Source organism: Cupriavidus sp. 21MJTG02-4 (assembly GCF_057798975.1).
The window spans coordinates 559,341-583,903 of sequence record NZ_JBYOJP010000001.1 but is presented as its reverse complement, the minus strand read 5'-3'; the positions used below and the strand labels follow the sequence as shown (position 1 = coordinate 583,903).

18 protein-coding genes are annotated in these 24,563 nt (G+C 58.9%); 7 read left to right on the top strand and 11 right to left on the bottom strand.

From position 1 onward, the window contains the following. Positions 1 to 195: 195 nt before the first annotated feature. A complete protein-coding gene (locus AC3FKH_RS02820) occupies positions 196 to 561 on the top strand; it encodes a hypothetical protein (RefSeq protein ID WP_488672719.1) in 366 nt (121 codons plus the stop codon). Positions 562 to 722: 161 nt separating this feature from the next. On the opposite strand, the gene tam is transcribed toward AC3FKH_RS02820, so the two are convergent. The 5 genes from tam to rpmH all read right to left on the bottom strand — a co-directional run bounded on the left by tam (position 723) and on the right by rpmH (position 4,282). After that, positions 723 to 1,493 carry a trans-aconitate 2-methyltransferase gene (gene tam, locus AC3FKH_RS02815; protein ID WP_488672717.1) on the bottom strand — a complete coding sequence of 257 codons (771 nt, stop codon included), beginning with the start codon at positions 1,491 to 1,493 and terminating at the stop codon, positions 723 to 725. Between the two features lie 98 nt (positions 1,494 to 1,591). After that, positions 1,592 to 3,268 carry a membrane protein insertase YidC gene (yidC, locus tag AC3FKH_RS02810; RefSeq protein WP_488672715.1) on the bottom strand — a complete coding sequence of 559 codons (1,677 nt, stop codon included), beginning with the start codon at positions 3,266 to 3,268 and terminating at the stop codon, positions 1,592 to 1,594. 21 nt (positions 3,269 to 3,289) lie between these two features. Continuing rightward, complete coding sequence (gene yidD / locus AC3FKH_RS02805) at positions 3,290 to 3,586, bottom strand: membrane protein insertion efficiency factor YidD (RefSeq protein ID WP_483730821.1); 297 nt, start codon at positions 3,584 to 3,586, stop codon at positions 3,290 to 3,292. Between the two features lie 11 nt (positions 3,587 to 3,597). Continuing rightward, positions 3,598 to 4,035, bottom strand: coding sequence for a ribonuclease P protein component (gene rnpA, locus AC3FKH_RS02800; RefSeq protein WP_488672893.1), 438 nt, complete (start codon positions 4,033 to 4,035; stop codon positions 3,598 to 3,600). A gap of 112 nt (positions 4,036 to 4,147) precedes the next feature. Continuing rightward, on the bottom strand, positions 4,148 to 4,282 hold the full coding sequence (gene rpmH / locus AC3FKH_RS02795; protein ID WP_008650850.1) for a 50S ribosomal protein L34: 135 nt from the start codon (positions 4,280 to 4,282) through the stop codon (positions 4,148 to 4,150). Between the two features lie 785 nt (positions 4,283 to 5,067). Between rpmH and dnaA the strand changes: the two genes are divergently transcribed. The 5 genes from dnaA to AC3FKH_RS02770 all read left to right on the top strand — a co-directional run bounded on the left by dnaA (position 5,068) and on the right by AC3FKH_RS02770 (position 14,429). Further along, positions 5,068 to 6,795 carry a chromosomal replication initiator protein DnaA gene (dnaA, locus tag AC3FKH_RS02790; RefSeq protein ID WP_488672709.1) on the top strand — a complete coding sequence of 576 codons (1,728 nt, stop codon included), beginning with the start codon at positions 5,068 to 5,070 and terminating at the stop codon, positions 6,793 to 6,795. A gap of 384 nt (positions 6,796 to 7,179) precedes the next feature. After that, a complete protein-coding gene (gene dnaN / locus AC3FKH_RS02785) occupies positions 7,180 to 8,295 on the top strand; it encodes a DNA polymerase III subunit beta (protein WP_483730823.1) in 1,116 nt (371 codons plus the stop codon). A 214-nt stretch (positions 8,296 to 8,509) separates the two neighbouring features. Next, positions 8,510 to 11,035 (top strand): DNA topoisomerase (ATP-hydrolyzing) subunit B, encoded by a 2,526-nt coding sequence (gene gyrB / locus AC3FKH_RS02780; protein WP_488672706.1) that lies wholly within the window; start codon positions 8,510 to 8,512, stop codon positions 11,033 to 11,035. Between the two features lie 599 nt (positions 11,036 to 11,634). Then, the gene (locus AC3FKH_RS02775) at positions 11,635 to 13,173 is read left to right on the top strand and encodes an AAA family ATPase (protein ID WP_488672705.1); all 1,539 of its coding nucleotides are present in this window, start codon (positions 11,635 to 11,637) and stop codon (positions 13,171 to 13,173) included. Between the two features lie 176 nt (positions 13,174 to 13,349). Then, a complete protein-coding gene (locus tag AC3FKH_RS02770) occupies positions 13,350 to 14,429 on the top strand; it encodes a hypothetical protein (RefSeq protein WP_488672703.1) in 1,080 nt (359 codons plus the stop codon). A gap of 15 nt (positions 14,430 to 14,444) precedes the next feature. Here the strand turns inward: AC3FKH_RS02770 and AC3FKH_RS02765 are convergent, their stop codons facing one another. Then, entirely contained in the window at positions 14,445 to 15,548 is a 1,104-nt protein-coding gene (locus AC3FKH_RS02765; RefSeq protein ID WP_488672701.1) for a DNA-methyltransferase, read from the bottom strand. Between the two features lie 241 nt (positions 15,549 to 15,789). Here AC3FKH_RS02765 and AC3FKH_RS02760 point away from each other — a divergent pair, with 241 nt between their 5' ends. Beyond that, entirely contained in the window at positions 15,790 to 16,767 is a 978-nt protein-coding gene (locus AC3FKH_RS02760) for an HNH endonuclease (protein WP_488672700.1), read from the top strand. Between the two features lie 369 nt (positions 16,768 to 17,136). Here the strand turns inward: AC3FKH_RS02760 and AC3FKH_RS02755 are convergent, their stop codons facing one another. The 5 genes from AC3FKH_RS02755 to AC3FKH_RS02735 all read right to left on the bottom strand — a co-directional run bounded on the left by AC3FKH_RS02755 (position 17,137) and on the right by AC3FKH_RS02735 (position 24,188). Beyond that, positions 17,137 to 19,302, bottom strand: coding sequence for a DNA-directed RNA polymerase subunit alpha C-terminal domain-containing protein (locus AC3FKH_RS02755; protein WP_488672698.1), 2,166 nt, complete (start codon positions 19,300 to 19,302; stop codon positions 17,137 to 17,139). 521 nt (positions 19,303 to 19,823) lie between these two features. Further along, on the bottom strand, positions 19,824 to 20,216 hold the full coding sequence (locus tag AC3FKH_RS02750) for a hypothetical protein (RefSeq protein ID WP_488672696.1): 393 nt from the start codon (positions 20,214 to 20,216) through the stop codon (positions 19,824 to 19,826). Beyond that, complete coding sequence (locus AC3FKH_RS02745) at positions 20,213 to 22,198, bottom strand: AAA family ATPase (RefSeq protein ID WP_488672694.1); 1,986 nt, start codon at positions 22,196 to 22,198, stop codon at positions 20,213 to 20,215. The genes AC3FKH_RS02750 and AC3FKH_RS02745 overlap by 4 nt, the downstream gene beginning before the upstream one ends. Then, positions 22,195 to 22,398 carry a DNA modification system-associated small protein gene (locus tag AC3FKH_RS02740; protein WP_488672692.1) on the bottom strand — a complete coding sequence of 68 codons (204 nt, stop codon included), beginning with the start codon at positions 22,396 to 22,398 and terminating at the stop codon, positions 22,195 to 22,197. Before AC3FKH_RS02740 ends, AC3FKH_RS02745 begins: the two co-directional genes overlap by 4 nt. Continuing rightward, entirely contained in the window at positions 22,395 to 24,188 is a 1,794-nt protein-coding gene (locus AC3FKH_RS02735; protein ID WP_488672690.1) for a DEAD/DEAH box helicase family protein, read from the bottom strand. The genes AC3FKH_RS02740 and AC3FKH_RS02735 overlap by 4 nt, the downstream gene beginning before the upstream one ends. Positions 24,189 to 24,563 lie beyond the last annotated feature (375 nt).

The window sequence follows — 24,563 nt, the reverse complement described above, 5'->3', positions numbered from 1 at the left end:
ATTGTGATTTTCTATCAATTCGATTTTCTGTTCATTGCCATTTTTTTGTTTTCGACGCCGTTCGCGGCGGAATGTGGGTTGATTTTTCCAAGGAGCGAATTATTTGCAGTGGCAAAGATTAGGGGTTGTGATTATAGTATTAAGAATCATAAAAATTATGCCGACCTTAATTTGATTGCGGCATACCAGAGATCAGTGGATGACCTTCTGGCAGACGAATCATTGACCTACGTCGACGGCGACAAAAGATACTTTGTTTTTGATGAGGTCGATGGCGATTCAAGGTTCACCCAGCATACGCTTCGAAATGATGAAATAAGCTCAGAAACTTATGGTTCAATGAAATTCTACGGTGCCGATTGGCTTGGTTTTGTTCAATATCTATCAAAATATGAAGGCGACAGTTCTTCTTATTCCATAAAAATAAAATGTGTTTCCATGATTTTTGGGAATAAAAAATACGCATCCTTGGCGAGGTTCTGTGCGCCGAGTACGTGGGCGGGAGAGAAAAAAATCAAAAAATTCAAAGCGTTCGTGTTGGGAATTAAGGTGTTGGACTGAGCAAACAAGGAATCAGGCTGGAATCGCCTGCGATGCCAGGAGACGGGCTGCTCCTAAGGCTTATCCCGCGCGCAGGGATGGTGGCAGATGCCGAGGCATCTCAGGCCGAACGTGCGCAAGAAGCCCAGTGAGGCTTGCCGCAGAGCAACCGAAACCAACTCTCAGCGCGTCGCCACCACAAACAACCTCGGAAACGGCAGCAACACCGACCCATCCGGCAACGCGGGATAAGCCTTGGCAATCTCCGCCTCGTACTGCTCCAGATAAGCCGCCCGCTGCGCATCATCCAGCGGCTGGATGAACGGCCGCAGGCCGCTGCCCTTGAACCACTCCACGATCGCATTCGCGCCGCCGGCCAGCGGGTGGTGGTAGACCGTCAGCCAGACATCCACGCGCGCGCAATGCGGGCGCAGCAGCTCGTAGTACCAGCGTGCCGAAGCCCGCGCCGCGCGCGCGTTGCTGGCGTTGGCCAGCTTGCCGGCCCACGGGCCGTTCGCCGCGGTCTCGCGCATCAGGCGGTGCGCGGGTTCTTCCAGGTTGTCGGGCATCTGCACGGCCAGCGTACCGCCGGGCGAGAGCTTCTGCACCAGTGCCGGAAACAGCGTGGCGTGGTCCGGCACCCATTGCAGCACGGCATTGGCCAGGATCACGTCATAGGGACCAGCGTCGTTCCAGGCCGTAATGTCGGTCACGCCGAACTGCACATCAGGCAGGCGTTTGCGCGCGGCTTCGATCATGTCGTCCGAACTGTCCAGCCCGGTGACCGACGCGCCGGGATAGCGCCCCATCAGCACCTCAGTGGAGTTGCCCGGGCCGCAGCCAATATCAACAGCCGTGCGGATCATCCGGTTCGGAATGGCGGCGACCAGGTCGCGCACCGGGCGCGTGCGTTCATCTTCAAAGGCAACGTATTGATTGGCGGACCAGGTCACGAATCTCTCCTCGGAGTACAGGGCACCGACGGATGCCCTAAACAAAAAAGCCCGGTGTTTCCACCGGGCTTCCGTCAAAACTTCTGCATCGCCTGCGATCAGCTCTTGGCTGCCACAGCCGCCTTGCCCTTGCCGAGCATGCGGTTGATCTGCCATTGCTGGGCGATCGACAGGATGTTGTTCACCACCCAGTACAGCACCAGGCCGGCCGGGAAGAAGAAGAACATGAACGAGAACACCAGCGGCATGATCATCATGACCTTGGCCTGCACGGGGTCCGGCGGGGTCGGGTTCAGCTTGGTCTGCAGGAACATCGATGCAGCCATCACGATCGGCAGGATGTAGAACGGATCCGGCACCGACAGGTCATGGATCCAGCCCAGCCACGGCGCGCCGCGCATTTCCACCGACGACAGCAGCACCCAGTACAGCGCGATGAACACCGGGATCTGGATCACGATGGGCAGGCAGCCGCCGAGCGGGTTGACCTTCTCGGTCTTGTACAGCGCCATCATCTCCTGGTTCATCTTCTGCGGATCGCCTTTGTGGCGCTCGCGCATGGCCGTCATGCGCGGCTGCAGCTCCTTCATCTTGCCCATCGACTTGTAGCTGGCGGCGGACAGCGGGAAGAACACCAGCTTGATCAGCACGGTCAGCGCGATGATCGACCAGCCCCAGTTGTTCAGGAAGCCGTGCAGCTTTTCGAGCAGCCAGAACAGCGGCTTGGCCAGGATGGTCAGCCAGCCGTAGTCCTTCACCAGTTCCAGGCCCGGGGTGATCTTCTCGAGCATGCGCTCTTCCTGCGGGCCGGCGAACAGGCGCGCATCGGTCGTCACCGTGGCACCGGGGGCAATCTGGCCCAGCGGCTGCTGGATGCCCACGCGGTACAGGTTCGGGTCGATCTGCTGGACGTAGAAGCTGTGCTCCTTGCCGGCTTGCGGAATCCAGGCCGAGGCAAAGTAGTGCTGCACCATCGCCACCCAGCCATTGGTGGTGGCGGCCGGCGTGCTGGCCTTGCCCTTGGCGATGTCTTCGAAGGTGATCTTGTGGTACTTGTCCGCGTCCGTGTAGATGGCCGGGCCGGTGAAGGTGCTGTAGAACTGCGACTGCTCCACCTTGCTGCCGTCACGCGCCAGTTCCATGTACAGCGTCGGGGATACCGGCGCGGTGCCATCGTTGGTCACGGCAAAGCGCGCGTCGACCACGTAGCTGCCCTTGTGGAACACGTAAGTCTTCACAAACTTCACGCCGTTCTTGTCGGCGGTCAGCGTGACTTCGAGCTTGTCGGCACCGTCCAGCGTGCGCGGGCCGGGGGTGGCCGTGAACACGGTGGTGTGGTTCGGCAGGTCGCCGCCGATCAGGCCGGAGCGGGCCAGGTACGTGCGCGTGGTGTCGCGTTCGAACAGCACCACCGGCTTGCCGTCCTTCTCGTGCTCGTTGAGCAGTTCCAGGCGCGACAGGATGCCGCCGGCGGTGTCGATCTCGGCGCGCACCTCGTCGGTGGTCACGATGATCTTTTCGCCGGTGGGCTGGGCGGCTGCCTGCGGGGCTGCACCCGGAGCGCCCGGCACTGCCGGCGTGGCGGCGCCTGCGGTGGCGTTGGCCTTGGGCACATCGCCCTGGGCTGCGCCGGCGGCGGGCGCCGAGGCGGCCTGCTGCTGGGTCGCGCTCGGGAAGAACATCGACGCGTGGCCGTTGGCGCGCTGCCAGTTGTCATAGAGCAGCACGAGGGCCATCGAGAAGATGACCCAGAGGATTGTGCGTTTGATATCCATGTCTCGCTATGGTCGGGGAAATCAGGGTCGTGGGAGACGGACGGTGACAGGCCGGTGGCCTGTCGCGGGATGGGCAAACCTGCCCTGCTGTGCCGTTTCCGCTTCCGCACCCGGCACGGGATCATACCCGCCTTGTGCGAAAGGATGGCAACGACATAGCCGGCAGGCAGCCATCCAGCTGCCGCGCGCGGCGCCATGACGGATCACGGCGTCGCGGGCGTAGTCGGAACACGTAGGCCAGAAGCGGCACCGCGAGCCCAGGTAAGGACTCAGGGCGATCTTGTAGATGCGTAGCAGCGCTAGCAGGATTCGCTTCATGGCTGGGGCGGTCAGGCCGGAGCGCCCGAGGGCGGTTCTGGCGAGGCCGGTGGTGATGACGGCGGCGCAGGTGGCGGTGGCAACGGCCGGGCGGCGACTTCCAGCAAGCTGGTCATCTCCGTCAGGCACGCCTGTCGGACCGACGTGCGGCTGGTAAATTCCTTGCGCGGAAACCTGGTCTGCAAGCGCAGCAGCACGTCGCGCCCGCCAAGCTCGCCTTGCCGCTGGCGGAACAGCTCGCGCGCCATGCGCTTGACCAGGTTGCGCTCGGCCGCGCGCGGTGCGAACTTCTTGCCCACCACGATGCCCAGCCGGGCTTCGGCCCGGCCGTTGGCGCGCACGTAGAGCACAAAGTGCGTACTGCGCTTGCGAGGCCGCAAAGCAAAAACGGATGAAAACTCATCCGTCTTTGTCAGCCTCGCGGCTTTGGGAAAGGCAAAGGTAGACACGCTTGGCAAAGCTAGCGGGAACACTGCAGCCTGCGGCAAGCTACCGGCCATCCAGAACGCGAGGCGGTTGGCATGGACGGCGTTGCCACCGTCCAGACCGGTCGCCCGGCCCTTAGATTGCCAGGCGCTTGCGGCCCTTGGCGCGACGAGCGTTGATGACGGCACGGCCGCCACGGGTCTTCATGCGCACGCGGAAACCGTGGGTACGCTTGCGACGGGTAACGGAAGGTTGGTAGGTACGTTTCATGTTGCACTCTCTGGTTGATCTGGGCTAGCCCGCCTCCGGCCGGTGCCGGGGTGCCGTGGCCGCCGCGTATGGTTCGCGTTGGGGTTGCCGCGTGTCGGAAAAAGCAGAAGCGTTTACCGACATTGTCACGACGATTCTGGTTCTGTCTTGGTGCCGGCCCTGAAGCCAGCCAGCGCCGGTTTGCAGGTATACCTGCTGGCGCGGGAGGCACGGACAGGCCAGACCCAGCGATGCGCATACGTGATCCCCTGCCGCATCGCAGAACCCGCCATTTAAACGATTTTTGGCGCGAGTGTCAAGACTTCGTCATGTGGGCAAGGACAGAAGCGCGACAGCGCTACGTAAACCATCGTGCGTCATTGTCCACAACAGCCTGTTAACAAGTTTGTATACGGTTTTATGCACTGCGACAGGCTTGGTAATTGAGCGAAGTCCCTGTTTCCGCTGGATTTTCCGGCACTGCAGCATGCCGGAAACCCGCGCCACTGCTTGGGTTGTGCACATCAATCCACTGAATTTGCACAAGTTGTCCACAGACTTATCCTTTGTGGATAACTTGGGGCCGGGGGTACAATCCCGGTCCAATCACAACACGGGCTGCGTGGCGCAGGCGCATCCCGGGCTTCCCCCCAATGTTTTGCAGGTCGTCGCGGCGGACCGTATACATCTACGTATACGTAAGTCGCTGCCGGCGTTGCAGACATGGGTACGGGGAAGGCCGGGCTGACGAGGCGCGACAGCAGCCAGTGGCGCACCCTGGGGATGCGCTTACTTAACAAAAAACAATGCAAGACTTCTGGCAGGCGGCAGCCGCGCAGCTCGAGCGCGAACTGACGCCGCAACAGTTCAAAACCTGGATCAAGCCGTTGGCGCCCGTCGGTTTCGACGAGGAAGCGCTCACGCTGCGCATTGCTGCGCCGAACCGGTTCAAGCTGGATTGGGTCAAGAGCCAGTTTTCGGGGCGTATTACTGCCCTTGCCTGCGAATATTGGGAAGCGCAGGTCAGTGTTCACTTTGTCCTGGATCCTTCTGCATCGGGCCGTGCCGCGGCCTATGCGCAGCCGCCGGTGGGCGGCGGCATGGGGGCCGGACAGGACGGTCACGCAGCACCGGGTACGGGTATGCAGGGCTATGGCGGCCAGTCGACGGCGCAACCCATGGGGCAGCCGATGGGCCAGCAGTTCGCCCAGCCGGGCTATGGCGAGTACCAGTCTCCCCGTGGCCAGGCTGGCTACGGGCAGGGTCAGGCGCCCTACCCTGGCCATCCGCTGCAAGGCGGTTCCCGCCAGCAGCCGGCGCAAGGTGTGCAGCACGGTTCGGACGTGGGCGAGATCGATGTGGTCCAGATGGATCCGTCTGAAGCCGCGGCCCGCTCCTACCGCATGCAGCAGCAACAGCAGCCGACGATGCAGTCGGGCCCGATCGTGCAGCACCCCAGCGGGCCCGGTGCCCAGCCCGGCCAGCCGAACCAGTCCAGCGACACGGTGCATGAGCGCTCGCGCCTGAACCCGATCCTGACGTTCGACAACTTCGTCACCGGTAAAGCCAACCAGCTGGCGCGCGCCGCCGCCATTCAGGTAGCCAACAACCCGGGCAAGTCCTACAACCCGCTGTATCTCTATGGCGGCGTAGGCCTGGGTAAGACGCACTTGATCCACGCCATCGGCAATTTCATGCTGCTGGAGAACCCGCGCGCGCGCATCCGCTACATCCACGCCGAACAATACGTGTCCGACGTGGTGAAGGCCTACCAGCGCAAGGCGTTCGACGAGTTCAAGCGCTATTACCACTCGCTCGATCTGCTGCTGATCGACGATATTCAGTTCTTCTCCGGCAAGAACCGCACGCAGGAAGAATTTTTCTACGCGTTCGAAGCACTGATCGCCAACCGGGCGCAGGTGATCATCACCAGCGATACGTACCCGAAGGAGATCACCGGCATCGACGATCGCCTGATCTCGCGTTTCGACTCCGGCCTGACCGTGGCCATCGAGCCGCCCGAGCTGGAAATGCGCGTGGCGATTCTGATGAAGAAGGCCGCCGTCGAGAACGTGAGCGTTCCGGAAGATGTCGCCTTCTTCGTCGCCAAGCACCTGCGCTCCAACGTGCGCGAGCTCGAAGGCGCGCTGCGCAAGATCCTGGCGTTCTCGAACTTCCACGGCCGCGACATCACCATCGAGGTGACGCGCGAGGCGCTGAAGGACCTGCTGACGGTGCAGAACCGCCAGATCTCGGTCGAGAACATCCAGAAGACGTGCGCGGACTTCTACAACATCAAGGTCGCGGACATGTATTCCAAGAAGCGGCCTGCCAACATTGCCCGGCCGCGCCAGATCGCGATGTACCTGGCCAAGGAACTCACGCAGAAGAGCCTGCCCGAGATCGGCGAGCTCTTCGGCGGGCGCGATCACACGACCGTGCTGCACGCGGTGCGCAAGATTGCCGACGAGCGCAGCAAGGACGCGCAGCTCAACCACGAACTGCACGTGCTGGAGCAGACGCTCAAGGGTTGAGTTTGGATGGATCCGACCCGAGAAACCGGGCCGGATGGATTTTGAAGGGCCACCCCGAACGGGGTGGCATACTGTAGGTTCGGCGTCACTGGAGACCTCTCCGTGGCGCCAGTTAAACAACATCGGTCCAGCCGCAGCCGAGTGCAGTGTCAGCCACAGATAAGGCTTTGCGGTGAGTCGGGACGAAATGCCGAAAGTGCGGTAGGAAGTGCGCAGCGAGCATCGTCGCTTTTTGTGCACAGACCCCACTTCCGGCGGTTTCGCCCCGCTTCACCGCAGCGGCTTATCCTTGGTACAATGGCATATTAACTCCTTGATTTCTAAGTGAATTGGAGTTGCCTGGAGTTTGCGGTCGCCGACGACAAACGACGAAGGATAAATTCAATGCAATTGGTCAAAACCTCGCGAGACAATCTGCTGCGTCCGCTGCAAATCGTGAGCGGCATCGTGGAGCGCCGCCACACCCTCCCGATCCTGGCCAACCTGCTGATTCGCAAGTCCGGCTCGAACGTATCCTTCCTCTCGACCGACATCGAGATCCAGATCACCACGCACGCCGAATGCGGCGTGGGCAATGACGGCGTGGCCACCACCGTGGCCGCACGCAAGCTGCTCGATATCCTGCGCGCCATGCCCGACGGCGACGTCGCCCTGTCGCTCAACGACAAGCGCATGACCGTGCAGTCCGGCAAGAGCCGCTTCGCACTGCAGACGCTGGCCGCGGAAGAATTCCCGACCGTTGCCGAAGCCACCGAATTCAACGCCAGCGTCTCGCTGCCGCAGAAGACCTTCAAGCACCTACTGGCGATGGTCCACTTCGCCATGGCGCAGCAAGACATCCGTTACTACCTGAACGGCATGCTGCTCGTCGTCGACGGCAAGAAGGTCATGGCAGTCGCCACCGACGGCCACCGCCTGGCGTACTGCGGCGTGGAGCTGGACACCGAAGCCGCCGGCGTGGGCGCGCGCCAGGAAGTCATCATCCCGCGCAAGACCATCCTGGAACTGCAACGCCTGCTCGAAGACAACGACGATCCCGTGCAGGTGCAGCTGGCCGCCAACCAGGTCAAGTTCAGCTTCGCCAATATCGAGCTGATCTCCAAGCTGGTGGAAGGCAAGTTCCCCGACTTCCAGCGCGTCATTCCCAAGGGCTACAAGAACGCCTTTGCGATCGACCGCGTGAAGCTGCAGCAAGCGCTGCAACGCACCGCCATCCTGACGACCGACAAGTTCAAGGGCGTGCGCTGCATCATGGACACGCACATGCTGAAGATCAGCTCCACCAACGCCGATCAGGAAGAGGCGCAGGAAGAGCTGGAACTCGATTACTCGGGCGACGCGCTCGACATCGGCTTCAACGTGACCTACCTGCTCGACGTCCTCGCCAACCTGAAGAGCGAGCAAGTGCAGGTCAGCCTCGGCGACTCGAATTCGAGCGCGCTGATCACCGTGCCGGAAGACGACAACTTCAAGTACGTCGTCATGCCGATGCGTATCTGATGCCCCGGTAACAGGACACGCAGACAACGAGATACCGGAGCAGCAAACGGCACGCACCGACACCCGAGTCATTCCGGGCAGTCTTCTCGCAGCGGGGGCAGGATCGAAAGCGGTCCGCCCCTTTTGCCGTTTTTAGTAACCGCCTTGCGGAAGCCCCTGGCCTGGCAAATTTGCCGACATGGCCGGTTTCCGTATTTGCCGTGAGTAGGAAAACATGACCCAAGCGCAAGCACCACAACAGGAAAACACCTACGGAGCCTCGTCGATCCAGATCCTGGAAGGCCTGGAGGCGGTACGCAAGCGTCCGGGCATGTACATCGGCGACACCTCCGACGGCACCGGCCTGCACCACCTGGTGTTCGAGGTGCTGGACAACTCCATCGATGAAGCGCTGGCCGGCTACTGCACCGAGATCCAGGTCACCATCCACAGCGACAACTCGATCTCCATCGTCGACAACGGCCGCGGCATCCCGCCCCTGGTCAAGTTCGACGACAAGCACGAACCCAAGCGCAGCGCGGCGGAAATCGCCATGACCGAGCTGCACGCCGGCGGCAAGTTCAACCAGAACAGCTACAAGGTGTCCGGCGGCCTGCACGGCGTGGGCGTGTCTTGCGTGAACGCGCTGTCCAAGTGGCTGCGCCTGACCGTGCGCCGTGACGGCAAGGTCCACCTGATCGAATTCGCCCGCGGCGACGTGCAGAACCGCATCGTCGAAACCGTCAATGGCCCGGACGGCCAGCCGGTCGAAGTGTCCCCGATGAAGGTCATCGGCGACACCGACAAGCGTGGCACCGAAGTCCACTTCCTGGCGGATGAGGAAATCTTCACCAACGTCGAGTTCCACTACGAGGTGCTGTCCAAGCGCATCCGCGAACTCTCGTTCCTGAACAACGGCGTCCACATCAAGCTGGTCGACCAGCGCACCGGCAAGGAAGAAGACTTTGCCTTCTCCGGCGGCGTGAAGGGCTTTGTGGAATACATCAACCGTTCCAAGACCGTCCTGCACCCGAACATCTTCTACGCCAACGCCGAGAAAGACGGCATTGCCGTGGAAGTGGCCATGCAGTGGAACGACGGCTACAACGAGCAGGTGCTCTGCTTCACCAACAACATCCCGCAGCGGGATGGCGGCACCCACCTCACCGGCCTGCGCGCCGCGATGACCCGCGTCATCAACAAGTACATCGAAGAAAACGAGATCGCCAAGAAGGCGAAGATCGAAACCAGCGGCGACGACATGCGCGAAGGCCTGGCCTGCGTGCTGTCCGTCAAGGTGCCCGAGCCCAAGTTCAGCTCGCAGACCAAGGACAAGCTGGTCTCGTCCGAAGTGCGCCTGCCCGTGGAAGAGTTGGTCGGCAAGGCGCTGACCGACTTCCTGCTGGAAACGCCCAACGACGCCAAGACCATCTGCGGCAAGATCGTCGACGCCGCCCGCGCGCGCGAAGCCGCCCGCAAGGCCCGCGAAATGACCCGCCGCAAGGGCGTCATGGACGGCATGGGCCTGCCCGGCAAGCTGGCCGACTGCCAGGAAAAAGACCCGGCCCAGTCCGAACTCTTCCTGGTGGAGGGTGACTCCGCAGGCGGCTCCGCCAAGCAGGGCCGCGACCGTAAGTTCCAGGCCATCCTGCCGCTCAAGGGCAAGATCCTGAACGTCGAGCGCGCGCGCTTCGACAAGATGCTCTCCAGCCAGGAAGTGCTCACGCTCATCACCGCGCTGGGCACCGGCATCGGCAAGGACGACTACAACCTGGACAAGCTGCGCTACCACCGCATCATCATCATGACTGACGCGGACGTGGACGGCTCGCACATCCGCACGCTGCTGCTGACGTTCTTCTACCGCCAGATGCCCGACATCATCGAGCGCGGCTACGTGTACATCGCCCAGCCGCCGCTCTACAAGATCAAGCACGGCAAGGAAGAGCGCTACATCAAGGACGACGTCGAGCTCAACGCCTACCTGCTCAAGCTGGCCATGGAAAAGGCCGTGCTGGTGCGCCCGGATAGCACGGAGATCAATGGCGAAGCGCTGACCGAGCTGGCGCGGCAGTACCAGCTGACGGAAGGCGTGATCGGCCGTCTGTCACGCATCGTGGATACGGATGCGCTGCGCGCGATTGCTGATGGCGTGACGCTGGATCTGGACAGCGCGCCGGCGGCTGAGGCATCGGCCGTGGCGCTGAAGACCAAGCTGGCGGAGATGCATGCCAAGACGTTGATTGGCGCCGCGGTCAATGACGATGGCACGGCGGATGTGTATGCCCAGTTTGATGAGAAGACGGACAAGCATCGGCTGATGATTGCGCGTCGTCATCATGGCAACGTGCGGCTGTCGCACCTGGATGCGGACTTTGTCCACGGGGCGGATTACGCGGCGCTGGCCAATGCGGCCAAGACGTTCCAGGGGCTGACGCCTGAGGGGACCAAGGTGCAGCGCGGGGAAGGGGACAAGCTGAGGGATCAGACTGTCAATGACTTCCATGGGGCGATGCAGTGGTTGCTCTCCGAAGCCGAACGTGGGGTGTCGCGTCAGCGCTATAAGGGTCTTGGGGAGATGAACCCTGAGCAGTTGTTTGAGACGACGCTGGATGTTACGCAGCGGCGTTTGCTGAAGGTGCAGATTGAGGACGCTATTGCTGCTGACCAGATCTTCACCACCCTTATGGGGGATGAGGTGGAGCCGCGGCGGAACTTTATTGAATCTAATGCGTTGGTGGCACGGAATATTGATGTCTAAACATTCTTGAGGGGCGTAGCGCCGAAATAGTTGCGCCTCGCGCCATAGTTTTCTGGCTGCCGGGTACTCGTTTGCGTATCCGGGCTTACGTCTCCGACCGCACTCGCGCGACCACGTAGGCGAATGCCACTCGCTGAAGTCGCGGGCCCCGAAGTTCCCGGGCCTACGTAAAGGTCCACGCAGCGTAGTGTCCGGTCCATTTACGCAGATTAGAAAGGGGTTACAGGACGTTTTCCTGTAACCCCTTTTCACTTCTACTATTGCTGTCACGGATTTCGCATGGAATAGGCTGACGGCGCGTCCCACGCTTTGGACCAATATTTATGGTCGCCGCGGTCGCTAGATTTGACGAGGCGGAATCGCGTAACATATTGGTAATCACAAAACTAGGGGATGACTTGGCAACCGCTTCGCCTCTCAAGAACATCCTGGGCGCTGAGTCAGTAGCGAAGGCTGCTAGTTCCGCCCCTTTGCGGCCTTTCGCATATACGCGCCGTTCGTCAGGAACGAGGGACCTCACCCTCAGTGAACCGATTTCAGAGACCACTGGCTATTGGAAGAATCCGGCTAGCATCACGAGCAAGCCGCCTCGGTGGATTGTGCAAATTGACGCCACTGGTGAGACGCCGGTTGCGCGGCTGGCCCAAGACTCTTCCGGTCATCGAATGCCCGGTGCCGGCACACCTGGATACATTAATAACGGTTCTGGCAAGTGCGCGCTGGCTGCTTTCCGCCTTATGCCGGCCGTGAAAATCGGACCCACAGACTTCAAGTTTCCAAGCGAATGGGAGTGGATCGTTCAGTTTGCGTTCGCGAAAGCCCTTCCCGTTGGAACATCCGGCGATACGCTGACTGATTTTAGCGCGGAGAGCAGCCAGCTGGGCTATAAAGGGCGAGAGACGGATAAATCAATGCATCCCATCTCGCACATAAGCTTGGTGAAGACTCTCGCAGAACCAGCGCCTCTGGTTTTGCCGTCCGGGACGCTTTTTACATATGACGATGCGACTGGCGTGCTTGCTCATTGGCTTAACGCAGGTCCGGCAGCCTTCGGTGTTTACACCCCGGCCAGTGGCGCGGATATGGAGCGCCTTCAGTTCGATTTAGGCACCATTTTTGGAGCGGAAGCTGATGCGGCCATTGAGCCTACAGAGACCCTGCAAGTTACGCCTGCGCCGGAGTTGGTCGGTGTTTCGCCAGTTATTTACCGGTTAATCAACGCCGCACTGGCGGCAGGCAAGCGCCACTTCGTTTTCCACGGGCCACCGGGAACAGGCAAGACCACTCTTGCGGAATACGTCGCCGAGCAGATTGCCGGAGATGCCCTATCCGAGGGGGAAGGGGCATACACCTTGTTGACCGCGTCATCGTCATGGAGCTCTCAAGATCTGGTCGGAGGTTACCAGCCACTGGGCCCCGGGAAAATGGGCTTCGTTCCGGGTGCAATGCTTCGCGATTTTCACAAGCCGATCATCATCGACGAGTTGAATCGCTGCCCGATAGACAAGGTGATTGGGCCATTGTTCTCCGTACTGAGTGGACAGTCGACGACCCTACCTTATCGGGTGAAGGTCGAGGACGCGTCCAGTGAAAACTATCGCATCTTGCCGAAGCCGAACCCATCTAAGGAAAGCCACGAGTTCGCTCCTGGGCCGGCGTGGGCTATGTTGTGCACGCTCAACCAAGTCGACAAGTCACAATTGGAGCAGATCAGCTTCGCACTGTCGCGGCGTTTTACATGGATCCGAATTGGCATACCGGACGATCCGCCCGCTTTTGTGCGGGAAATGTTGGAGAAGCTCGGCCTGTTGAAAGGTATCGCCAACACCACATTCCCCAACCCGGTGGCAGACTTATGGTCGATTGTGAATCGGCACCGCGAGCTAGGTGGGGCTCCGGTGATCGATTTCCTGAAGCTCGCCGCTGCGATGGATCCTGAAATTGACTTTCTTGCGGCGCCAACAGCGGCTGTTCAAGAAACCTTTGTTGTTGTGATGGCATCGACCTTCTTGCCGCTGCTTGACGGTATTAGCCGCGCGGAAGCGATGGATTGCTCTTCAGCCATCGTATCCGCGTGGGGGTTGTCGGGTGTTGTGGCCGCCGATGTCGAACAACGCTTTATGGAGCTCGCGCCCTGAGTATTCCACTTAGCTCTACGCTATCCGACCATTGCCTCGCCGCGCTATTGCGCTGTCATCGATCCCCCCAAGGTAGCGGTTGGGAGGCCAAGGCGCCTCGCGCTGATATTGAAGAGCGCGAGGAGCTATTGCTTAGATGGGCGCTTTCAGATGGGATTCGTCGTATCGCGGAGCATGTGATCAGCAGCCCACGCGACATTCGATCATCGATCGCGTTTGAAACTCAGACCCATTCGGGCCAAATACCCGGAGTTGTTGATGCGCGCGCAACGCTTTGCGAGCAGGAACTTTCAGGCGATTCGACACTCTTCGTCGTGTCCGAACCCGCCACCTCCCTTCTGACCCGGCGCAACCACGTGCTTGCTTGGGTTCTCCGAGAGGCCGAGTCGCTCGCCCTTTCTGCTATTCGGCGGCACAAGCTCGGGCCCGATCAAGATTGGATTCACGCACGGGTGGGACTTCTTGAGCGAGCCGCTCGCACCCGCATGCTTCGCGAGGTGATGTTGTCCCCCACAGGAAGACGCAGGCCCGGAAGTGCCGCTATCAGAGACGCGCGTAAAGGCCTGTCGCCTCTCTACCGAATGGCGGCGGACGCCTTGCTCTTGTTTGAGGCGGTCGAGCGCATGGAGACGGACGCAATACGCGCTATTTTGTCGAACACGCTCGTCGCTCAATTGGAAGACTGGCAAAAACTTGAGTTGGCGACGGCGCTCTCAGTAGCCGAAGCCCTGGCAATGCAAACAGGCGAGCGGGTTCGATGGAAGGGTTCCATTGCCGGGGGGGCTGAGATTGTCGCGGTGGGCCGTTACCGCGTCAGGTGGCAGAATGCGCTGCCCAAGCGGCTTGCTGTGGATCTCGATCCTTCGGAGGTAATGATTAGAGAGGCCGCCGAAGCGCTGCGAGCGGGCATGGGTCTAGCACGTGCAGACGTTTCAATTAGGGACGCTGAAAAAGGGGTAGACGTCGCCCATTTCGAATGCAAATGGTTCAGTTCCCCCCTGTCGGCCTCAGCGGCGATCGTGGACGCCATTGCGCAGCTAGTTCGGTACTGTAGAGACTCTAGACCTGGCAATGTGGAGCAATCGAAATCGATGCTACGTAATTGCGTCATAGTGTGTTCCGGCCTATTCGACTTCGAAGAGGTCATGGACAACTCAAAGCCGGTCGGGCTAACAGATTTTTCGGGTTTGACAAACGGGAGCCTGTCGGTATGGGCAGCAAGTTTGCATGGCAAAGTCACCCACAATGCTGGCTAACACCTTCGTGAGTGCCTACCTTGTTGCGCCACCGTTTGCAACTAGTGGTACATCGGCCTCATTTGCGGGCTGCGAGCACGGCGTACTGATCGAGTAATTCGCTGGACGCGAGCGCGTCGTTTCCACGCCATCCTGAAAGCGCGCCATGCCACCGCGAATGTATTCGCTCGATAGCTCGATGCAAGCCCACTTACGACGCAAATTTTCCGCGACCATACCGGTCACACACGATCCCGCGAACGGATCAATCACCAGGTCCCCTGGATCGGTCAGCATTCGTATGAAGTACTCTGGCAGCAAGGCGGGAAATCGAGCAGGGTGAATATCGATTTCGTTTGTGCGGCAATAGTCTTGGTACTGCCCGTTACTTTCCGTATTTGCGATGGCGAGCAAGTTGGGTGGCACGGATCCACCATTGTCCTTGGAGAATTTCTCAGAGATGTCGTGTCCCGAGGGGCGAAGCTTTGCTTTGTAGCCGTTCTTCAAGAGCCCCTTCATCGAGTCCGAATATGGTGCGAGAACTCGCTTGTTGTTCGCCTTCGGGTAGGGCGTTTTCGAGAGCCACCACACGCAGTTGACCGCGTCTTTCACTCGTACTCGACGAATGTTCACCCACTCGGCGGGCGACGGCAACTTCGCAGGATTCCACCAATAGTGCTCCTGCGCAAGATGAAACCCAAACTCTTCGCAAAGCATGATCAAGAGCTTGAAATGGTAAAGTGACCGTGTTGGCATGCCAGGCTTCCAGGCGCCGCCGATATCGATCACCAAACTGCCGTCATCGCGCAACACTCGATTGAATCCCTCAGCAAACGGCCGAAACCAGTCACAATAGGCGGCTGCATCTTCGTTGCCATAGGACTTCTTGCGGACCAAGCCAAATGGGGGCGAGGTCATGATCAAGTTGACGGAATTGGGCTTCGCGCGGTGATGCAGGTATTCAAGCGAGTTTCCGTTGTATATCTTCCCGAGCCTTGTCTCATGGGCGATGGAGAAAGGACCATAGCTTTCTCCATTCACGCGCTCGGGTTTCTTGCCCTGCTTAATGGCTACGTTGTGTAGATGGCGAATGTAGTCGCTCAGCGACTTGAACCCCAATACATTGGAGATTGCTTCCATCTCATGTCGCTCATTCAGTGTAAGCCGGAGACTTGCGATGTTGTCTCGCGGTTCGGAGACGTGCGGACGGGCCATTCTATTCCTCTAGGTTTGCACGCTCATTTCGAGCATGCATCTAACTGACAGGTTATTGTATTACAATAACCTGTCAGGGTCGAGTAGGTTTGTTGATCTCCTTGCACGCAGGCATGGCTTTGTAAGGCGGTATGATTCGATCTGGTGAACGGGGGATGAAAAGACTATGGCAACAATTTCGAAAGACGATCTCCTAGCGAAGGTGCTGGATGGGGTAAGAGAAGGGGGTTGGCTTCCATTCGTTATGGAGGGTCAGCATCCCTTCTTGGTTAGGGCTGTGCGCGCCGATAAGATCATCGAGTTTCGGGTCTATATCTGGAACTGCACGCATGGTGGCAAGAATCGCGCACGCGACGAGTATCGGATCCAATTCACAGGGAAGATGCCGCGTCAGCGGCGTGAAGAGACTACTTTGCTGCTAGGTTGGCACGATGAGGCTCAGGTGTTTGCTGCTTGGGACATTTCTGCACACGACGGTCAAAATTCCTCATCACCATCGGCACAAATCAAGCAAGGTACTCTGCAGGCGGCACATGACCGAGCATTCGCGACGCAAAAAAAAGACAACGAGATTGTTGTCGCGTTTCAGCCGTTTCTGCTTATTGAGTACGTTCAAGCATCAGCCTTGTTGCATAGAACGGGCAAAGTGCATCGAGACATGATTCTGCTAGATGATCTAGATTCCTTGGGCGATGATGAAATCTCGTCTGTCAAGGATAAGGAGCGCCGAACAGTGATTGCCACAATCAGGAGGCGGTACCGGGAAAGGGATTTCCGCAAGAAGGTGCTGCAGGCGTATAGCAATCGGTGCGCCTTCTGCCGTGTTCAGTTGGGCTTGCTGGACGCAGCACACATCATTCCAGTCTCGGTACCAGGAAGCACGGATGAGATCGTGAATGGCGTAGCCTTATGCAAGCTTCATCACTTGGCATTCGACACTAACTTGGTGGCGTTTGATCATGCTTACAAAATTCGGGTGAGTTCGGCCCGGGTGCGGCAACTGACAAAGGCAGATCTGGCAGGGGGTTTGAAAGACTTCAAAGTCGCTCTCGGGGAGGTCCTCGCACTTCCCGCTAAGGCTCTCCATCATCCGAATCGTGATTACATAAGGACTGCACTTCGGATTCGCGGTTGGAGGCCATAGAGCAGCTTTGACGGCAACATGTCCCCCTGCGGGCACTTGGTTGGGCTATCGATCAGAACATGTCTAGCGTCCTGGTTCAGCTGATCCTCACCATCTGACTGCAGGAGATTTACCGTCTGCGAGCTCGGAAACGCGTCAAGAAGCCGCCCCCAGCGGCAAGCGTCGCGGCTGCCATGATTCACTGAGTCCTAAGCTCTTCGACGCAATATGAGTGTAAAGCTCCACGAAGTCGTTGCAGGCCACCGCCCCGGCTAACGACTGCTCTTGACCCGGACATCGGCATCAACCACCACAGCGCTTTGTATGCATTGCGCGAATAGACGATTCCACACGGTGCATTTCGCGCAGTATGTCCTCGATCGCTCAGCCTCAGGAATCAACCTGGGCGGACATCTCGTCCTCGGAAATTGTCTTTGGGATGCCACTAAAGTGCCCGGCGGAGACTTCTACGGCCTCCGAATCTACCTCGTCCTCCGCCTCTTCGCCCGGCTCAGGGAGATACCACCTCCCGGTGTTCTCGTCGAACTGGGCTCCTACACTCTTACATGACGATCCATACAGGCTCTTGCCCAAGGGTCTTTCTATGAGGGCCTCGATCCTTGGCACCCCATCTTCTGCGCAAAGTCCCCGGCGGCCGGCTGAGCGGAGGACGGAGATCGTCGCCTCATAGATCGTCATTCTCCGGGGCCCTTCCCATTCGGAGAGATAGAGATATTGTCCTCTTCCAATGGAGAAGCCATCACGCTTCTGGGCTAGACCAAGGAGTAGCACGGGATCCACCACGTTGCGGGCAGATGGAATGGCGGGGGCCACGGCGTCCACCACTTCCGTCACATGCAGTCCCTTGCCCCTAGCTGAGAGGGTCTTCCGAAGTTCCGAGATGATCTTCTCGGCGTCATCGCGTGGGAACGGCAGGTCGCGTTCCTCTAAGCCCCACAGCCCGGTGCCGACCCGGACGACAGAGCCCTCGGGCTGGATCTGGAAGTAAACATTGAGGCCTCTCTCGCGCGAGAGGCGAGCCTTTATCTCCTCGGTGGAAAGCGGCCGACCTTCCGTCATGAGCGTCGCGACGACTGCTTGATGTAGGTCCAGCCGATCGGACGTTCCCTTGGCACCGCTCGATGTGCTGGCCCAAACCATTCGGCCGAGATATGCAAGGTGACTAGACTCGCGCAAGGCGATTGATACGATGTACGGGTCGAGCCTTCCTCCGAAGTCAAAACCTTGCTCCTGAAGGCCTATGCAAATTTCTCGGGCGTGCCATTGGCGATCCTGTCCGGTCCCAGCGATAAGATCCTCGGCCTCGCTCACCAAGAGACAGCGTTCGGGCTCGCTGAGCGGAAAGTGGCGCGCGGTCCCATAGAGTCCCCTACCATAAAGAAGACCAACGTTACGCGCGGCCGAATGGACCCTACGCAGCTCGACTTGTTCGCCAGCCTCGACTATGCGTCGATGAATTTCCGTATAGTGGATTGGCACTTCGGCCGCCGCTAGTACGGCCTCGACGATGTGTTCCGCTCCGTGCCCGAAGCTGACGAGGCCATCATCGTTCCCCGGCCCGGCAAATCGGGCCTGCCGCGACGACGCGAACCATAACTCCGATCGCAACTCGGCGCCATGATCTGGAAGCAGTCCTTCGACTAGTCGCCTGGCCTCCTGTCGCGAAGTGTTCTGCCCGACCAGGCTTTCCAACAACATTCGAGCGGATCGCTTCGCGGCCTCCCACTCTTGCTGACGCAGCCTGGACACGAACGTTTCAGCCCCCTCGGAGACGATGTGTAGGCGTGGAATAGAAAGCCGCTCCGCAGCGAATTCGAACACTTGGGGTCGTTCCGAGGCTCCATCGAACCAGGGATCGAGGACACTGAGCCCATCCACTGGGAGTGGATCTTCTCGTCCTTCAAGCAGGCCGAAAAGCCGCGTGCCGAATTCATCGAACCACACGGGCAGAGTCTTCATTTTTGAAAGGCAACGGCTCTCAATTTGTCGAACACGCTCGCGTGTCAGGTTCACGCCGTTGGCAATTGCATCAAGTGTACGTTTGGGACCATCAAGTCCCATGCGCAAGGCAATCAATCGGCGTTCGTGCTCAGTTAGCAACGACAGGGAAACATCGATGGCGTGTCTAAAGCAGTGACACGGCTGCCCTGATGAGGTGTCGACGTGATCAGGGTTGCCCTGCTCTCTGGTTGTTCCGTCGTCCTTTTCGCCTTGGAAGCGGGCGATACGGTCGAGATGGATTGCAACGGCGGCGCTGGATGGTCCTGCCGTCAATACGGACAGGATCTTCTCGCCAATTTCATGAAGCGACTTTCGGCCGAGACTCTGGAACTTGAGAACTTGCGCAGTGCTGAATCGCGAAAAATCGCCGATGTTCAATATTTTTTCGGCATTCAGACAGTTTCTCGCTCTTGTGGAAATGTCGAGAATAGCGATGGGGAGTGAGAGAAGCCAAGGCGGCGCGACCGTCATGAAGTCGATGACGCAGTTGGCGTCTGGTAACGATCCGCCCGCATAGTGTAGGAGTCTGGCCATCCCGAGCGACTCCCGCAGACGGGGAGTCAGTGTGCCCTCAGCGGCAAGATACGACTCGTCGTCCCGAATTCCGGCGGCGAGGGCTGTTGACGCGACATCCGGGGCACTAACGGCCAAATCGGCGAGCCAGTCGACCAACTGGGAGGCGGAGTGCGACTCCACGGATGGCTGTGAAGAGGGCGCCTGGGTTAGCGTCGGGTCTTCACACACGTATTCCCATCCACCCAAGGCCAGATGTAGCCTGAGTGGGCCTGCAGTGGCGACTGGAAGCTTGGACGCAGGGAACCCTTGTGGCAGCGCTCCGATTGCAGCCTCGCTTAAGAGCATCTTGCCTGGATGGGCTGAAAGCGCGGACGAAAACTCGCTCGTGTCAGGACGCCAGAAGCCGATATGGAGCACGGCGGCGGCTTCGGCAGATTTGCGTGATCTCCACCCGTCCTCGACCGATTCCAGATCTCTGAGCGCGAAGACTTCGCAATCTGCACCGGGCTCCGAGACGAGCAGATATGCTCGAAGATGTCTCACGCGGCGCTTCCGGAGAGGTTAACTGCCTCATCGACCAATGAAGCGATATCGATTTCGCCGGCCTCCGCCCTCCGGGACAGTTCGATGATCCCCCATTCGGCTAGCCTTTCAGCCAACCGATAAATGGGTAGATCCTCAGTGTCCATGAGTGCCTCGATCGCCGTGGCGATTTCCCGATCCGGGTCAATGGTCGCCACGCTAAAGATTGTTGTCCTTGGGGTAGGGGGTTCACTCGGAATGACTCCATGGGCGAGCGCTAGGGCGATCCCGAAACGGTAGGCATCTGCCATCTCCGCGAAGTGCCCATCCTCCTTCAGACGCTTGAGGAGCGGATGCGTCTTTTCGCTTAGGCCAATTGTCGTCGGCTCGTATGTTTGCGCGGCGGTCATGATGTCACTCTCTCGATTCTCGATTGCCTTGGCGAAATTTCGCGGATTTCATATGCGGCCCCAATGCGTTCCGCCACCGGTGCAAGGTCGGTTTCCCTACGGATCTCACCATCGTGTACGAGAAGAACGAGTTGCCCCGTCGCGGTTGGCAGGTAGCGCAGAATGTTATCCCTGTGCCTTAGGTCAAGGCGGCCGAAGGGCGTGTCCATCACCACCGGACCCGCTGCACGACCTGTCCGGGAAAGGCCGTCAATGAGGGAGAGGGCTACGATCTGCTCTGCCCCGGCGCTACGAACAGTTACCTTTGTTCCCTTTTCGTCGAGGATCGTTAGACCGTAGTTGTCATTGATTTCCAAGCCAGAGTACGATTTCTGTGTCGTCAGTTGTCCGAACGCTTCCGATGCCCGGCTTTGGACATGACGCCTTAAGTCTCCACGCAAGCGCTCGATACTTTCGCCGAACACTCTTTCGATCGCCATGCACACCTTTACCATGGCGGTGCTTCGGCTCGCCCTTGCCTCAGGAAGATTCTGCAGAGACTTGGCGATGACGTTCAGTTCCCGCCGGGCCTCATCTGCCTTTGCGCTCCGGTCGTCGATGTCGCGTTCAAGTTGCCCTTCTTCTCGGAGGAGCCCGTCGCGATATGCTCTCTTGCGGGCAATATCGACCGTGTCGAAGCCCTTTATCTCGTCGGTGAGCCGCTCGGCCTCATTTTCGTTCTTGGTTAGTTCGACCCCAAGCCGGCGGGCCTCGGAATCGAGCTCCCTGAGCCTCCCGGCGGTGCCTGGCTGGGAAAGGCGGTCAATCTCCTTTATCCGCGTCGCGACCTCCACAAGGTTGGAATGATCGAACCCCGTCTTGCGCAGTTGAGCCTCCAAGTGGCCAAGCTCCGCTGCCGCCTCTAGGCGAGAAGACTCTTCAGTAGGCCTTTTACAGGTGGGACACGTGGAGTTCTCTAAGACCCGACGAAGGTCGGCAGCCCTTGATTCCAAGCGGCTGCGCTCCTCCATCTTGCGTGTAAGCGAGAGTTGCTCATCGAGAAGCGCGGCTTTTCGGGTATTCAGCTTCGGGCGTAGTAAATCCCGCCAAGCATCTTTGAGCAGAGCTAGGCGCTCGCCAGTAGCCTCCTTCTGCCGAGCGACGATTTCGCCCTGACGTTGCTCCAGCATATCCAGCTTTGATTTCGCCTGATGGATGGAATCGAGCTTCTTAAGCTCGTCATCCAGAGCAGACCTCTCGGCCCTCGTCTTCGCGAGCCTTTCATGCAGATCCTTCAGATCCTTATCGTAGGATTCCTGCCGCGCCTGCCATTGGGCCTGCTTTTCTGCCTGCCGTTCTAGCCCCGCGACATGGGCCAGATCCTTGGCCTGCTGGCGTTGGAATTGTCTAAGCAGGGTGGAAGCCTCATCCCGGCCGTGGATGAGAGTGGGTACGCCAAGAACCTGTTCGATGGCCTCCTTGATCCGTCGGCCTTGGTCACTGCCCTCGATGAGGAGTGTCTCGTACTCCTGAAGCAACTCCCCGTCGAATAGGAAGAACCTTGACACTTGTTCGGGAGCGAAACGGTTGATCTCTGCTTCGATTAGGTGGCCTGGAATGGCCACACCATCCCGCTTCAGTCCCACTGTAATCTCGAAGTCTTCCGGTCGTGACGGGAAAGCGACCATTTGGCGTTTCACTGCCCTGCGCCGAAGGTCATAGGCGTGCCCGTCGGCTGTGAATTCAACAGACGCCTCGATGGTGAAGTCACCCTCCAGACCTGCTTCTTTGTTCAGAATCTCATGCAGGGGGATTTCCCTTAAGTGCCGACCGAGGGCCTTTCCGTAAAACACCCAACGCAGCGCGTTCAGCAGACTCGTCTTACCACGCATGTTGTCGCCGAAGACGACCATGACATTTCTTGTCGGGTCCTGCGGAAAGGAAATGGTTGAGCGCCCCTTGTAGGGCATGAAATTCTCCATTCCGAGCGTGACGAGCTTCATTGGCCTCCCCCTTCAATTTCCGCAGCCAGGGACTCGATCAACCGCTGCATTTCCTGAGAGGATGCCGATCTGTCGGCGTCAAATTGGTGGCGCTTTTGAATGGCGTAAATGCGTTCTATGGCCCCATTGGGTAAATCGGTTCCGATCCCTTTGGCCACGGTATTCAGGGTTTCAAGCGCAAAATCTTTTGTCCCGTTCATTGCTCTTCCTCATCCTCCTCGAATCCTTCTTCCCGCGCGCGTTCGGGGTCAAAGCCGATCTCAGCGGCTAGCGCTCTCAATTCGGCGGCGGCTCCACGGTTGATGGCCGATTCCGCAAATTCCAGGGCCCGTGCGAACTCCGAACGAAGTAGGGCGATTTGCTCCGGCTCGTCTTCGAGGCTTACAGGGACGACGATTTGGTCGTGAATGACTGCGATGTCCTTCCCTGGGGCCTTGCGTAGCACACGCCCCCGCCTCTGGATGAACTGTCTGGGGTTTTGCGACGAGGCTAGTATCATGGCGTGATCCACTGAAGGAATGTCCACCCCCTCGTCGAGGCAGCGAATGGATACCAATACGCCTCCGAAGGTCTTGAACCAGTCGAGCGTGGCTCCCGGGTCGCCGGCCATTCCAGTGTGGTACTCGACTGGAGATATGCCCATTACGGATAGAGCCGCCATCATATCGGCAAGGTGGCCTGCATCTTCACAGTAAACCAGCCAGCGCTGTCCCTCCCGATATACCTTTGCAATTGTATTCGCGGCCAGTGGAACCTTGTTTTGCGCCTTTTTGGCGATCCGTGCTCTCTGAATGAGAAGCATCTTAGCTCTTTCCGTGAGAGGCCTCCTCCCTCCATCCGCGCTCTTGCCGCCTATTTCGCGAACGATTCTTAGAGTCAGGGACTTCCACTCTTCGGCCTCATCGGCTGTCAATCTGACCGGGTGCGGGTAATATTCGTATTCGACAAGCCTACCGGCTTCGATTGCATCTTGGAGCGTAACAGGCGGCGGTATGGCGGGCCCGAAATAATCGAACATCCTCGCAGTACCATCAGGGTCGCCATAACGCGTTGGCGTCGCGCTCAAACCAAGCCTGGGTCCAGAGTCGAGCGTGAATAGTTTGGAGTTGAAGGCGCTTCCGGATTGGTGAACCTCGTCGGCAACCACCATAAGGTGCCTGCCACCCCGAGCCAGTTTGAGAAATTCGTCGGTTGCGGCAGTCTGCATGGTGGCCAGGACGATCCTCTGCCCATAGGAGGATGCCGGATCCGTCATCGCGCGGAGGCGACCTGAGGCCCTCCACCTTTGGTTGCCGGCGCCCGCGAGGAGCAATGCCACATCTGGAAGTTCCGTTCGAATCTCGTCGGCCCATTGCATGAGCAATAATTTGCTCGGGACAACGATGAGAATGGGTTGTCCGGTGTTTAGGTGTGGGCGCATTGCTGTGATAGCGGTGAATGTCTTTCCGCTACCTGTGGCGTGTTCGAATATACCGCGCCTTCCGGCTACCTCCCAGGCGGCAATTGCCCGGCTTTGGTGTGGGAGGGGCTGACGTCCTTTAACTGGTGGCTGGTCTGCTAGCTTGGAAATGTCAATGTCACCGGCATTTCCCAAGGAAGCACTAACAAGCTTACGTTTGGCAGCTTCCGGGAAAGCGACTATATCGACGCCATCAACGCCACCTGTCCAAAGGCGCTCAAAGTAAGCATCATGTCTTGCGACTCTCTGCGCTTCGGTTTCTCCAGCCCAAGAACGGAAAACCTCGATTGCCTCATGGTTGCCCAAGAAATGCCATCCGTTCCAAGTCTCATTCGCGGAACCGAGGAATGAGACGCAAGAGCCCGCGTTGTCTAAGAACAGGCCGATCTTCTCATGGTAGAGGCCGTACGCTTCGGGGCGAAGAGCCACCCTAATGTCGAGCACGCCAGTTGCGACAAGGGTTGCGAGAACCTTGGTACGATAAGAAGTAGCCTCTTCGGAAAGGAGGCGATCAACCTGATCGGAAAGCATTTTGGCCGCGCGAGTCTCGCGCTCTGCATAGCCGGCCGCAATGCTTGAAGCGTCTTCATCCGAAATCGAAGGGGAGCAAACCAGCCGCATTCTTCCACCCCGACGCGCGAAATCCACGGTATCAGGGCCAATAATCAAGAAAACACTTGATCTGAAGTAGCCGACCGCGCGCTTGTATTCGCATGCCCGACGAAGGCACGGGCGGTAAAACCCCGCTACCGGATCCAATTCGCCGGTTCGGTATTGGGTGGAGAGTGTCAGTGAGGCTAGGCCTGCATTTACTGGCAACTTTCGTATCCCCTGATTTTTATTTGCGTCTTATTGAGAACTATCCAATGGTCATTTTTGCAGACAGATAACGTCCGCGCAACTCAA

Bases quoted from the DNA above. Each gene is read 5' to 3' on its own strand.
- dnaA (WP_488672709.1), top strand. From the start codon at position 5,068: ATGCAAGACTTCTGGCAGGCGGCAGCCGCGCAGCTCGAGCGCGAACTG.
- gyrB (WP_488672706.1), top strand. From the start codon at position 8,510: ATGACCCAAGCGCAAGCACCACAACAGGAAAACACCTACGGAGCCTCG.
- AC3FKH_RS02765 (WP_488672701.1), bottom strand. From the start codon at position 15,548: ATGGAAGCAATCTCCAATGTATTGGGGTTCAAGTCGCTGAGCGACTAC.
- AC3FKH_RS02735 (WP_488672690.1), bottom strand. From the start codon at position 24,188: ATGCTTTCCGATCAGGTTGATCGCCTCCTTTCCGAAGAGGCTACTTCT.
- rpmH (WP_008650850.1), bottom strand. From the start codon at position 4,282: ATGAAACGTACCTACCAACCTTCCGTTACCCGTCGCAAGCGTACCCAC.
- AC3FKH_RS02755 (WP_488672698.1), bottom strand. From the start codon at position 19,302: ATGGCCAGACTCCTACACTATGCGGGCGGATCGTTACCAGACGCCAAC.
- yidC (WP_488672715.1), bottom strand. From the start codon at position 3,268: ATGGATATCAAACGCACAATCCTCTGGGTCATCTTCTCGATGGCCCTC.
- AC3FKH_RS02740 (WP_488672692.1), bottom strand. From the start codon at position 22,398: ATGAACGGGACAAAAGATTTTGCGCTTGAAACCCTGAATACCGTGGCC.
- AC3FKH_RS02760 (WP_488672700.1), top strand. From the start codon at position 15,790: ATGGCAACAATTTCGAAAGACGATCTCCTAGCGAAGGTGCTGGATGGG.
- AC3FKH_RS02750 (WP_488672696.1), bottom strand. From the start codon at position 20,216: ATGACCGCCGCGCAAACATACGAGCCGACGACAATTGGCCTAAGCGAA.
- yidD (WP_483730821.1), bottom strand. From the start codon at position 3,586: ATGAAGCGAATCCTGCTAGCGCTGCTACGCATCTACAAGATCGCCCTG.
- AC3FKH_RS02745 (WP_488672694.1), bottom strand. From the start codon at position 22,198: ATGAAGCTCGTCACGCTCGGAATGGAGAATTTCATGCCCTACAAGGGG.
- dnaN (WP_483730823.1), top strand. From the start codon at position 7,180: ATGCAATTGGTCAAAACCTCGCGAGACAATCTGCTGCGTCCGCTGCAA.